This is a genomic window from Pseudomonas sp. UBA6276 (assembly GCF_002438365.1).
GTDB classification, from domain to species: Bacteria; Pseudomonadota; Gammaproteobacteria; order Pseudomonadales; family Pseudomonadaceae; genus Aquipseudomonas; species Aquipseudomonas coleopterorum.
In genome coordinates this window covers 1-12,593 of record NZ_DJUS01000178.1, presented here as the reverse complement: position 1 = coordinate 12,593, position 12,593 = coordinate 1, and the positions used below count along the sequence as shown (strand labels likewise).

The window sequence follows — 12,593 nt, the reverse complement described above, 5'->3', positions numbered from 1 at the left end:
TCCTTGACCTCGTCCCACAGCGCGGCACCCTGCAACGCGTGCTTGACCCGATCGCCCAGGTCGCCCTTGTAGCGGTTCAGCCGCAGGCCGAAGGCGACGTTGTCGAAGATGCTCATGGAAAACGGGTTGGGCTGCTGGAACACCATGCCGATGTAACGGCGCACCACCACCGGGTCCACGCCCTTGCCGTACACGTCCTGACCCAGGAAATGCACGTGGCCTTCGAAGCGAAAGCCTTTCACCAGGTCGTTCATGCGGTTCAAACTGCGCAGCACGGTGCTCTTGCCACAGCCCGAGGGGCCGATGAAGCCGGTGATCTTGTTCTTCTCGATGGGCACGTGGCTGTCACGCACGGCCATGAAGTTGCCGTAGAAAATCTTGTCGAGCTTGCAGTCCATGACCACAGGTGCCTGGGTCGCGAACGGGACGGCTTTTTGCACGGATAGTACACTCACAATATAGGTGCTCCCATTCTCAGAACTTGGGCTTGCCGAAAACACGACTGACAATGTTCACAAACAGCACGATCATCACCAACACGAGGGAGGCCGCCCAGGCGAGCTCCAACTGGTTGTCGAAGGGCATGCCGGAAAAGTTGTAGATCAGCACGGCCAGCGAAGCGGTGGGGTTCATGACCGCCAGGCTGCCGTCGTGGTAGATCCAGTAGTTGCTGAACAGCGCGGTGAACAACAGCGGCGCGGTTTCCCCAGCGGCGCGTGCCACGGCGAGCATGACCCCGGTAAGAATCGCTGGCATGCCGGTGGGCAGAATGATCTTCCAGATCACCTGGGAGCGCGTGCAGCCCATGCCATAGGCGGCGTCTTTCATCACCTTGGGCACCATCTTCATCGACTCTTCGGCGGTCAGCACCACGATCGGCAGCATCAGCACCGCCAGGGCCACACCGCCCGCAGGGGCCGAATAGGTACCGGTGGTCATCACCACCAGCGCATAGGCGAATACCCCGGCCAGGATCGACGGCAGCCCGGTGAGCATCTTCGCCGCGAAACGCGCGGCGTTGGCCAGCTTGCTGTCGGGACCCAGTTCGGCCAGGAACACCGCCGCCATGATGCCGACCGGCACGGCGATCGCCGCAGCGATGCCGACCATCACGAAGGTACCGGCCATGGCGTTGCCGAAGCCGCCGCCGGTCTCGAAACCGGTCGGTGGCAGTTCGGTGAACACCTCGAGGCTCAAACGCGCCCCACCGCGGGTGATCAGCATGTACAGCACCGACAGCAGCGGCACGCTGGCGATCAGCGCGCCCGCCCAGACCAGGGTCGTCAGCACCAGGCTGCGCAGGGCGCGGCCTTCGAACTTGCGTTGCAGACTGGGCAAGGCGGCGGTGGGCGTGCTCAGGCTGTTCATCATTTAGTCCCCCGTTGTGCGTAGACCATGAGCATGGAGCCGATGACGTTGACGATCAGAGTGATCAGCATCAGCACCAGGGCTGCGTACATCAGCACTTCGATCTCGCCCGGTCCGGCTTCCGGGAAGTTCAGCGCCAGCAGGGCCGCCAGCGTGTTGGCCGGTGCGAACAGCGACAGCGAGATGTTGTTGGCGTTACCCACCAGCATCGCCAGGGCCATGGTTTCACCCAGGGCCCGGCCCAGGCCCAGCACCAGCGAGCCGAAGATGCCGGTCGCGGCAGACGGCACCATGACCTTGAGGATCGCTTCCCAGTGGGTGGTGCCCATGCCATAGGCCGCTTGCTTGGTTTTCATCGGCACGGCGGTCAGGGCGTCCTGAGACACGGCAGCGATGGTCGGTAGAATCATGATGGCCAGCACCAGCGCGGCGGGCAGCAGGCCCGGTCCGCTCAGCGATGTGCCGAAAAAGGGGATCCAGCTCAGTTCGGTGTGCAGCCAGGTGGTCAGCGGACGAATGGCCGGGATCACCACGTAGATGCCCCACAGGCCGTAGACCACGCTGGGAATGGCCGCGAGCAGTTCGACGATGGTGCGAAACACGGAAGCCAGCTTGGCCGGAAGGAAATCCTGGGTCAGGAAGATCGCCATGCTGATGCCGAAGAAACCGGCGATGACCAGTGCGATGAAGGCGCTGTAAAGCGTGCCCCAGATGGCTGGCAGAATGCCGTACTTGCCCTGGTTGACGTCCCACACGCTGCCGAACAGTACGTCGAAACCATGTTTTTCCATGCCGGGCAGTGCCTTGCGCCCTACTTCGAAAATCAGGGCAAATACCACGGCCAGAATCAGTACCACACCGACGCGCGCAAGCGCACGAAACGTGCGGTCGACCAGAAAGTCCTTCGTCGAAGGCGGCTGGCAGGCTGAGTCCGGGTTATCCGGTACAACGAAAGGGCTGTTCATCGATAAGTTCCGGGGTGTGGAAGAAGACCTCGCCGGCCAGGGCCGTCAAGCCGTTGCCGAGCGAGGTCCCGCGTCTGTCACTGAATGTTGGCGCTGGCTTTGCGAACCTGCTCGACAACCGACGGCGGCAGCGGGATGTAGCCCATCGAGTCGGCGATCTTCTGGCCTTCGGTCAGGCTGTACTCGACCATGTCACGCATGGCCTTGGCCTTGGCCGGGTTGCCGTTGTCCTTGCGGAAGATCATCCAGGTATAGGTGGTGATCGGGTAGGACTTCTCGCCCTCGGGGTCCGGCAGCCAGGCCACCAGGTTTTCCGGCATCTTCACCGCGGCCAGGGCCTCGGCGCCGCTTTCGGCGTTCGGAACCACGTACTTGCCGGCCTTGTTCTGCAGCACGGCGAAGTCGACCTTGGCCAGTTTGGCGAAGCCGTATTCGATGTAGCCGATCGCGCCCGGGGTCTGGCGCACGGTGGCGGTCACGCCGTCGTTCTTGGGCGACTTGATGAACTTGTCGCTGGCAGGCCAGTTGACGGTATTGCCCTCGCCCAGGTCAGCCTTGAACGCCGGGTTGATGGTGGCCAGGTGCTTGGTGAACACCGCGGTAGTGCCGCTGGAGTCGGCACGCACTACCACGGTGATCGGCATGTCGGTGAGTTTCAGGTCCGGGTTGGCGGCCACGATCTGCGGATCGTTCCACTTGGTGATCTTGCCCAGGAAGATGTTGGAGTAGACGTCGCGTGGCAGTTTCAGGCCCTTGGGGCTGCCCGGCAAGTTGTAGGCCAGAACGATCTCGCCTGCTGTCATCGGCAGCAGCTGGGCGCCTTCGGCGACCTTGGCGATGTCTTCATCTTTCATGGCCGAGTCGCTGGCGGCGAAATCGACGGTCTTGTTCAAAAAGTCCTGTACGCCCGCACCGCTCCCCTTGGACTGGTAGTCGACGGTCACGCCATCGGATTTCTTGCTGAAGTCCTTGAACCAGGTGAGGTAGATCGGGGCCGGAAAGCTGGCGCCAGAGCCGGTCAGGCGGATGCCGTCAGCGGCGAAAACCATTGAGCTGGCGCTGAGCGAAACGCCAACGGCGAGCGCGGCAGACTTCATCAAACTTTTCATCTAAGAAACTCACTGAGATAAAGGGCAACGGAACTGTGCACAGCTTTTGTGACGGTTTGATGAATCCGACGACCGGTGCAGTCGAATTCGCGCAAAACGGGGGCCTCAATCTCATTCACATGTTGTAACCTCCCCCGGCCCTTGCGTGTCCATCCTCGGTAGTCAGGCAAGGGCAATCGGTGTTTTCACGTTTCCGAGGTCCGCGCGCGCGGACCTCCGCTCAAAGAGAATCGAAAGATGCGGCAATCCATGATCAATCGTTGGTGTATGGGCTTGCTGGCCTTGTGCCTATGGGCCAGTGTGCCCGCCCTAGCCGAACCCGCGCCGGCCCCCGCGGCCAGCACCGACAGCGCGCCGGTCGAAGTCCTGGCCACGCCGGCGCAGCTCAGCGACCAGCTCGACCAGATCCGGCAGAAGGTGTCCACCGCCGCCAATGACGACCTGCTCGCCAGTCTGCGCCAGGCCGCCCTGCAGGTGCAGCGTCAGGCCGAAGCCTTGCTCGCCCGCCAGAGCGTGGACATGGGCCATCTGGACGACCAGCTCAACGTGCTCGGCGCCGCCCAGCCCGACGAGCCGCAGACCCTGACCGCGCAGCGTCGGACCCTGGTCAACCAGAAAAAAGCGCTGACCACCGACCAGACCGACACCACTGCCCTGAGCACCTCGGCCAGCGACCTGGCTGCGCAGATCCTCAACCTGCGCCGCAACCTGCTCGACACCCAGATCAGCACGCGCTCGGCCAGCCCATTGAGTTCAGCCTTCTGGTCCAGCCTGATTCGGCCCACCGAAGAGGACGTGCGAAAGCTCGGCGGCTTGTGGCAGGACGTCAGGCAAGTCTTCGACACCGCCATGGCACCCGGCTCGCGCGGAACCTTCGTGATGATCGTGCTGTCAGCCCTGCTGGTGTGGGTGGTGGCCCGACGCCTGATCGAACGGTTGCTCGTGCGGGCCATGATCCGCTGGTTTCCCGAGGGTCGGTTGCGCCGCAGTACCCTGGCCCTGGCCACGGGATTGACCACGGTGCTGACCATCAGCGCCGCGACCTCGCTGCTGCAGTGGGGCATCGTCAGCCACTCCCAGCCCAGTGCCAATGTGCTCAACCTGATCGATCAGGTGCAGACGCTGATCCTGTTCTGCGCGTTCCTGGTGGGCATGGGCCGTGCCCTGCTGATGCTGCCCAACCCGTCGTGGCGTATACCCAACATTCCCGACCCGGTGGCTACCGCCATCGGTGGTCTGCCGGCCGTGCTGGCGCTGTCTTTGATGGTGACCGGCACGTTCGAGCGCATCAACAGCGTGATCGCCAGCAGCCTTGCGCTGTCGGTCGCGGTGAACGGCCTGACCGCGCTGCTGGTCGCGCTGATCTTCGTCTACGGCCTGGTGCGCGTGCGCCGGACCCGTCGCCGCCTGGCGCTGGAGCGCACCGCAGGCTTCGTCGGGCTGATCCCGTTCATTCTCGCGGTCTGGGTCGGGATCATCCTGCTGGGGTTGCTCAGCGGCTATCTGACCCTGGCCTACGTGCTGACCGTGAAGCTGCTGTGGATCGGCCTGGTGACCTCCACCGCGTACCTGCTGACCGTGTTCTTCGTCGACATCTGCGAAACCCTGCTGTCGCCCAAGCAGGCGGGCGGTCAGGCCCTGGGTGCCATGCTCGGGCTGTCGCCACGCCATCAGGCCCAGGCCAGCACCCTGCTGGCCGGTATCGGCCGGACCTTGCTGCTGTGTATCGCACTGATCCTGGCCTTCATGCCGTCCGGCTCGAACCCCAGCGAACTGCTGGCCAGCTTCGCCCGCCTGGACGTGGGCAGCAAATCCCTTGGCGATCTGAATATCGTTCCCGGCGACATCCTCCTGGCCGTGGTGCTGCTGGTCGGGGGACTGCTGAGCATCCGCATCCTGAAGAACTGGCTGGGTGATCGCCTGCTGCCGGAAACCAACATGGACGCCGGCATGCGCGCCTCGCTGGTGACGCTGGTGGGCTACATCGGCTTCGTATTGCTGGGGATCGGCGTGCTGTCGACACTGCGCATCAGCCTGACCAACCTGACCTGGGTGGTCAGTGCGCTGTCGGTGGGTATCGGCTTCGGCCTGCAGGCGATCGTGCAGAACTTCATCTCCGGCCTGATCCTGCTGACCGAGCGGCCCGTCAAGGTCGGCGACTGGGTCAGCCTGGCCGGTGTGGAAGGCGACATTCGCCGCATCAATGTCCGCGCCACGGAGATCCAGATGGGCGACCGTTCCACGGTGATCGTGCCCAACTCGCAGTTCATCACCCAGAACGTGCGCAACGTGACCATGGGCAACGCCTTGGGTGTGGTGGGCATCACCCTCACCCTGCCCCTGGACACCGACGTGCTGAAGATCCGCGAACTGCTGATGACCGCCTACACCGAGCATGAAGCGGTACTCGCCGACCCGGCACCTTCAGTGACCTTCAAGGACTTGACCAGCGCTGGCTTGCTGATCAGCGTCAGCGGTTTCGTCAACAGCCCGCGCTCGGTCGGCGGCACGCGCAGCGACCTGCTGTTCACCATTCTGGATCGCCTGCGCACCATGGGCGTGGCGCTGTCCGCGCCGCAGAGCATGTTGCTGATCAACGACAAGGTGGACGCCGCGCCTGTGCAGGAGCCGAAGCCCGTGGCTTGAGGCCCGGCGCCGTTGGTCTGTCCCCGCCCAAGGCGAGGAAACCGTACCCGCGGCGCGAAGGTCGGTTCTGTAGCGGTCGTGTGCGCAAGCGACCGCTCGGTTCCGTCGCCTTCAAGGAGAAGCTGCATGACTTCCGTCCCGCCCGACCGTCCCACCGGACTCAACCCCCCCGAACTCAACCGTCGCTCACTGTGCAAGCTGCTTGCTGCAGCGGCGGGCACCGCGGCCCTCGCGCCTCAGGCCATGGCCGAGGGGTTCACGCCCCCTACGGTGGTGGACGTGGGCAAGGTCGAGAACGGCAGCGTGACCTTCCCGCCTTGGCGCGGTCCCGCCGACACGCCCTCCTCGCAACCGGCTAGCCCATTGCCACCTGAGCAGCGCGTCGGCTTCGCCATCGTCGGCCTGGGTCGACTGTCCCTCGAGGAAATTCTTCCCGCCTTCGGTGAATCGCTGTACGCCAAGCCGGTGGCGCTGGTGTCCGGTACCCCGGACAAGCTCAAGGCGGTCGCGACCCAGTACGGCATCAAGCCCGAGGCCTGCTACAGCTACGAGGACTTCGAGCGGATCGCCGACAATCCGGACATCAAGGTGGTGTACATCGTCTTGCCCAATGCCATGCACCGCCAGTTCTGCGAGCGGGCGGCGGCCGCAGGCAAGCATGTGCTGACCGAAAAGCCGATGTCGGTGTCTTCCAGGGACGGTCAGGCGATGGTCGAAGCCTGCCGTCAGGCCAAGGTCAAGCTGATGGTCGCCTACCGAATTCAGTACGAACCCTACAACCTGCGCGCGCGCAAGCTGGTGCAGGACAAAGAGCACGGTCGCCTGGTCGCCTACACCGCGACCAATACCCAGACGGTGGCCGAGGACGGCGGCCGACAGTGGCGGCACAAGAAGGACATGGCCGGCGGCGGTTCGCTGCCGGACATCGGTTTGTATTGCCTGAATACCGCCCGCTTCATCACCGGCGAAGAGCCGGTCGAAGTGTTCGCCCAACTGTACTCGCCGGCCGGTGACCCGCGTTACGCGCAGGTCGAGGAAACCGTTCAATTCACCCTGCGCTTTCCCTCGGGCACCTTCGCCAACTGCCTCACCAGCTACGGTGCGCGCGACGACAAGTATCAGCGCCTGAATCTGGAAAGCGCCTGCGTCGACATGCCCAATGCGTTTCTCTATCAGGGCCAGCAGTTGTCCATCATCGAGCGCGACGGTGACGCGACCCGCAACGGTCGCCTGACCCTGCAGCCCAAGAACCAGTTCACTCAGGAGCTGGACCACATGGCCCAATGCGTGCTGCACGACCAGCAGCCCTGGACGCCGGGGGAGGAAGGCGTGCAGGACCACAAGCTGATGGAAGCGATCTACGAAAGCGCCCGCACCGGCCAGCCAGTGAAGCTGGAACCGGTGCAGGGCCTGGATCACTTCCGTGGGACGCCGCCGAAGCAGAGCTGATGGCTCGGCCAAGGGCGTGCAGGCGCACGCCCTCGCGCCAGTCCAATCGAGTGGTCAGCTGCGCTCGGGTGAGAACAGGGCGTTGATGTCGGCGGTGATCTGGTTGTTGGCGCCCAGGTAGTCGATCAGCTCGGCAGCGCGACTGCCACGCAGGCCAGCCGTGGTGATTTCGCCGTCATACACATAGGTATACACACCGGACACCGCAAAGGCCTTGAGTTGGGCGATATGCCGTGCCTGTGCTGCCTGCGACTGCTGGAATTCGTCGCTCTGGAAAAACTTCCGACGCGCCAGCGGACTGACGAATGCGATCTCCAGCACGGCCAGTTGCTCACGTACCGGCGTCGCGGTGTGGGCGACATCCGGCGCCGGCGGATGCATGCCATCGTTGTTGAACGGCGCGCACAGGTGCAGACGCACCTTGAGCACCGCGTCGCTGGCCGCCAGCAATGGGCCCAGCTCGTCGCGCAGGTAGTTATGCAGGCTTTCCAGGGTGCCGCGCGGGCTCAGGTGCAGATGCATGCGATCCGCCTGGTCCAGGCCATTCATCACTTCATCGCCGGTGCGGTTGACCAGATTGATCGAACCTTCGGGCAGATCATAGGCCAGGGTCTCCTCGAACATGTTCTGCTCGTCGCTGAACAGCAGCGAGCTGGCGTCCTGAAACTGCTTTTGATCCGCTGCAGACAGAAAACCGATCTCCACGCCGCCGTCGAGTTCGTAGTTGCTGATTTCCTGGATGCCGTCAGCAAGGGGCCACAAGTGGGCATCCTGCTCGCGGGAAAGATGGTGCTGAATGTACAAGCCCAGCCCTGGAAGGCGCGCGCACAGAGGGCCGTGCACATCGCGCCAGTAGTGCGCGAAGACGTCGTGCGGTACCCGTGGTCGACGTTTGACAGTGGTATAGCTGTTGATTTCGATCATGCATCACCCGTGGGATTGGAAAGCGTATCTTGGGAAACAGTGTCTGTTCTGAGCCCAGTGGTTCCATGCGGGTTCAACTTGACTGCACGTTCGCTGCCCATTCGTTCAGCGCAGCGCCGACCGCTCATGGTCGTCCAGCGCCTGGTACACCTCCTCGACCCATGGCTGCCAGCCTATGGACGGCAGCGCGATTGACCCGAGGCGTTGCTGCAGACGCTGCAGCGCCTCGGCCAGATCCATGGCGCCGGTCATGCGCGCAGCGCCTTGCATGCGGTGCGCCAAAGCAAACGCCGGAGGCAACTGCTGGTTCTCCAAGGCCTGGGTCAGCTCGCGCAAGTCGTCCCGGCATGTAACAACCAGCAGTCGATCGAGGGCCTCCTGGGTTGTCGCATCGAGTGTCCATGCAGGTAGAGCGGCCCATTGCGGGTCCAGGGTGAGAAACTGACTGCACACTCGCGCCAAAGCTGCCAGTTGCAGGGGTTTGAGCAACACATCGTTCATGCCGTTGGCGTAGCAGCGTTCGACGTGCTCGGGGTCGCTGGCGCCGGAGATGGCGACGATGGGCAGGTGCGCGCTGGTTCCGGACAATTGCCGGATGCGCCGGGCCAGGGTATAGCCATCGATGTCCGGCAGTTGGCAGTCCAGCAATATCAGGCCCAGGTCGTCCTGCTCGGTGATGGCGGCCAGGGCCTGTGCACCGGTCCCGGCCACGGTGCTCGGGTAGCCGAGCGTCTCCAGTTGCTGGGCGATGACGTGTTGGTTGAGTACGTGGTCTTCCACCACCAGCACCGTCTGGCGCAACGCCAGCGGCGCGTCTTGCACAACCGGCGCCACTGTTATCGACACGACCGATGCAAGCGCTTCCAGCACCACGGGCAGGCGGCAGGTGATTTCGGTACCCCGGCCCACGATGCTGTGCAGCGCGATACTGCCACCCATGAGCTGCACCAGCTCTTTGCAGATGGCCAGGCCCAGCCCGCTACCACCGTAGCGCTCGGCCGTGCTGTCGTGGGCCTGGGTGAAGGCACCGAACACCTCGTTCTGGCGATCCGATGCGATACCGACCCCGCTGTCGCTGACCTCGATGGTGAGCTCTGCGGCCGAGCCGTTGTCGATCATTCTGCAGTCTAGGGCCAGGCCGACCTTACCCTGGTGGGTGAACTTCACTGCGTTGGACAGCAGATTGGACAGGATCTGGCGCAGCCGCAGCCGATCGATCCTGACTGACCCATGATCCAGCCCTCGTGCGCGGTACTCCAGGGTCAGGCCTTTGCGGTGTGCTTGCAGGCGATACAGTTCGGCGACGCTGCGGCCCAATTCGACGAGATCGGTGGGCTGCGGGTCCAGTCGCACCGCGCCCGCATCCAGGCGGGTGATCTCCAGCACATCGTCGAGCAGCTCGAGCAGGTTCACGGCCGAATCGTTGGCCAGGCCGACCCATTGCTGCTCGCGGGCACCCAAAGCGCTGCGCGACAGCAATTCGATGGCCGACAGCACCGCGTTCATCGGCGTGCGGATCTCGTGGCTGAGCATGGCCAGAAAACGCGCCATGCGTCGTTCGCTGCGCTGCGCTCGGCGTTGCGCCAAACGGGCACGGCGAGCCAGGGTCCCGAGCAGCAGCAGTAGCAGGACACTGGCGACGATTTCCGGCCAGTAGTATTGGGCCAGGGTCTGCCAGGTCGGCGCGCCGAAATCGGTCTGTACCAACCAGCGCTCGTAGATGTCGTCGGTAGCCTTGGACGTCAGGCTCTGCAGCGCCTTGTCGACGATGCTCAGCAACAGCGGCTCGCTGGGTGACACGCCCATGGCCAGCACCACAGGCATGTCCGTCACCACCCCGGCCAAGTGCAGGCGACCGGCATATTTGCGACGCAGCATGGGTTGCAGCACCGCATCCAGGCCGATCGCCACATCGGCGCGCTGCTCGGCCACGGCGGCCAGGGCCTGCTCGGCATCGGCAATCAGCAGCAGGTGAACATCGGGATGGTGCTGGCGAAGGTAGTTTTCATAGCCACCCCCGCCCTTCACCGCCACAGTCTGCCCGGCCAAGCGGCTGGCAGTGAACAGCATCGGCGTGCTGGCGCGGGTGATGGCCACCGTTGCGCCAAAGAAATACGGCTGGGTCAACAGCATCTGGCTGCGGGGTTGCGCACCCAGCAACCGCTCGGACACGACCGAGGCCAGCATCAATCGTCCCGTGGCCAAGGCCTGCTGGGTCGCCTGCCAGTTGGCGCTGGGCACTCGAACCAGGCGCAGGCCAGTGGTGCGCTGAATGTGATCGATGTAGTCGCGGGTCAAGCCGCGGTGCTGGCCATTTTCTACATACTCGATGGGCCAATACGGATCGACCGCGTACTCCACCACCGGGTTGTCGCGTATCCAGGCGCGCTCGGGGTCAGTCAACGCCAGCGCTTGGACATCGAGCGCAGCGCTGCAGCCCAGCGCGATCAGAGAAATGACCCAAGCCTTCATGATGCAATTGCCCGTAAGGTGCGTACGGGCAGACTAGCAGCGCCGAAGCGTGACAGGTTTTTAACGTTTCGGCGGGTTCTGCAAGGATTTTTTCAGCGGCCTGCATGCCGCTCGAAGCGTCGGCAGCGAAGGCTACTGGCGCTGTACCACGGCCATCTGCGAGGCCGGCGCCAGGCGCGCGGCAATATCGACGGACAGTGCTTGGGCCGCACTCCAGCGCAGGTGGATGGCATCGACGAAGGCCGTCTCGCTGATCCGGTGATCGGTGTCGGCGTTCCAGAACTGCGCGCCGCTGTGCGCCAGGGTCTGGCGCAACCGGCTGTCGAACTCGGCCAGCAAGCGGCCCCGGCTTTCGTGTTCGGCTTTCCACTGCGGATGCAGCGGCGTAGCCACCACGGTCAACGGGCGCCCTTCACGCTTCAGGCGCTGAGCCAGGCTGTCCAGCGCCGCGAAGCAGGTCGGGTCAAGCGGTTCGGGCTGGCCGTAAAGCAACTTACGGGAATTCTGCGTGTCGAGCGGGCCGTCGCCGTAGCGGTTGAACACCAGTGGATCGAACTCGACCTGCCCGGCACGCTGGGCCTTGACCGTACGCGCGTTGCGCAGCAACGAGCCGGGGCTGAAGTAACGCATGTAGGGCAGCCACGCCGAGCCTTGTCCATACACATAGGCATCGGCGTCGCGGCGATCGAAAACAGCGGTCGCGACCGTGTTGCATCCGGCGAAATCCAGCGGATCGACGATCATCAGTACCTGCTCGACCGTGGTTTCGCGGTCCAGCAGCCAGTTGGCGACGAACACCGACTGGTTGGCGTGCAGCCCGCAGAACGCGCCGTTGAGTGGCCGCACGCCCGGCGCTCGTTCAGCGACGGTCTGCCCATCGAAGTGGCGCCAGGCCACCGAGGAGCCGATCACCAGCACGTTGGGCGCCGGCAATGGGTGCTCACGCATGAACCCCAGTTTCTCGTCCGCGCACAGGCTGTTGGAGAATGCCGGCGGCGGCAGGTTGCCGGTGACGCGCAGGCCCAGGATCAGGCTGGCGAACAGCGCCAGACTGCCGAACAGCCCGACCGCTATCCAGATCAAGTAGGCAGGACCCATGGCCGCCCGATCGGCGGGCGACGCTTGTGGCTGTACGGTCGGCTGCATGAGTCAACTCCCGGAACGTTTGCTTTCGATCAACTGGACGAATTGTCCGACGTTGCGCAATGACTCGAGCTCCGCCGTGCGGAACTTGATGCCGAAGCGTTGCTCGGCGGCGACGATCAGCATCACGTGCATCTGGCTGTCCCAACCCTCGACCTGATCGGCCGTGCTGTCGTCGTTCAGCTCCAGGTTTTCGTCGTCGAACAGGTCACGGAACAGCTCGGTCAGTTCCTGCAATACGGTAGTGGTTTCAGTCATGACGTATCTCGATGTGGTGGTTGAAGTGAGGTGGGGTCGCCAGCGGGTAACGCCAGAACGTGGCAGTCGAGGCCGGATCAGGGTTCGGCTGGTGAACGAAACCCAGTTGCGGGTAATGCTCGGCGACCATCGCATTGCGCTCGCTCGGGCGATACTCGCCGATCAAGGCGCTGTAGCCAGCGGTCGTGGCGTATTGGGCAAGCACTTGCAAGGCCGCCTGTTCAGTCTGGCGCCCCAGCACGCGACAGCTCATCAGCCA

General features: G+C 63.9%; 10 protein-coding genes and 1 pseudogene. 2 read left to right on the top strand and 9 right to left on the bottom strand.

Annotation, left to right across the window (positions count from 1 at the left end):
* The 4 genes from B2V21_RS20055 to pstS all read right to left on the bottom strand — a co-directional run.
* Window positions 1-398: phosphate ABC transporter ATP-binding protein (locus B2V21_RS20055; RefSeq protein WP_286917832.1), on the bottom strand; the 398-nt coding region annotated here is incomplete at its 3' end.
* A gap of 76 nt (window positions 399-474) precedes the next feature.
* A complete protein-coding gene (gene pstA, locus B2V21_RS20050) occupies window positions 475-1,368 on the bottom strand; it encodes a phosphate ABC transporter permease PstA (protein WP_049859738.1) in 894 nt (297 codons plus the stop codon).
* A complete protein-coding gene (gene pstC / locus B2V21_RS20045) occupies window positions 1,368-2,333 on the bottom strand; it encodes a phosphate ABC transporter permease subunit PstC (RefSeq protein ID WP_049859739.1) in 966 nt (321 codons plus the stop codon). The genes pstA and pstC overlap by 1 nt, the downstream gene beginning before the upstream one ends.
* A 77-nt stretch (window positions 2,334-2,410) precedes the next feature.
* Entirely contained in the window at window positions 2,411-3,442 is a 1,032-nt protein-coding gene (gene pstS, locus B2V21_RS20040; RefSeq protein WP_286917827.1) for a phosphate ABC transporter substrate-binding protein PstS, read from the bottom strand.
* 249 nt (window positions 3,443-3,691) lie between these two features.
* On the opposite strand from pstS, the gene B2V21_RS20035 reads away from it, so the two are divergent.
* Both B2V21_RS20035 and B2V21_RS20030 read left to right on the top strand, forming a co-directional pair.
* Window positions 3,692-6,088, top strand: a complete 2,397-nt coding sequence (locus B2V21_RS20035) for a DUF3772 domain-containing protein (protein ID WP_376787050.1) — start codon at window positions 3,692-3,694, stop codon at window positions 6,086-6,088.
* 126 nt (window positions 6,089-6,214) lie between these two features.
* Entirely contained in the window at window positions 6,215-7,537 is a 1,323-nt protein-coding gene (locus B2V21_RS20030; RefSeq protein ID WP_286917825.1) for a Gfo/Idh/MocA family protein, read from the top strand.
* A 54-nt stretch (window positions 7,538-7,591) separates the two neighbouring features.
* Here the strand turns inward: B2V21_RS20030 and B2V21_RS20025 are convergent, their stop codons facing one another.
* The 5 genes and pseudogenes from B2V21_RS20025 to B2V21_RS20005 all read right to left on the bottom strand — a co-directional run.
* Window positions 7,592-8,461 carry a hypothetical protein gene (locus B2V21_RS20025; protein WP_286917824.1) on the bottom strand — a complete coding sequence of 290 codons (870 nt, stop codon included), beginning with the start codon at window positions 8,459-8,461 and terminating at the stop codon, window positions 7,592-7,594.
* Window positions 8,462-8,566: 105 nt separating this feature from the next.
* Window positions 8,567-10,933: an ATP-binding protein gene (locus B2V21_RS20020; RefSeq protein WP_286917823.1), complete on the bottom strand. Its 2,367-nt coding sequence runs from the start codon at window positions 10,931-10,933 to the stop codon at window positions 8,567-8,569.
* Window positions 10,934-11,065: 132 nt separating this feature from the next.
* A complete protein-coding gene (locus B2V21_RS20015; RefSeq protein WP_286917822.1) occupies window positions 11,066-12,079 on the bottom strand; it encodes a hypothetical protein in 1,014 nt (337 codons plus the stop codon).
* Window positions 12,080-12,082: 3 nt separating this feature from the next.
* A complete protein-coding gene (locus B2V21_RS20010) occupies window positions 12,083-12,334 on the bottom strand; it encodes an acyl carrier protein (protein ID WP_286917821.1) in 252 nt (83 codons plus the stop codon).
* A pseudogene (locus B2V21_RS20005) lies at window positions 12,327-12,593 on the bottom strand (methoxymalonyl-ACP biosynthesis protein); the annotation flags it as partial. The gene B2V21_RS20010 and the pseudogene B2V21_RS20005, both read right to left, overlap by 8 nt.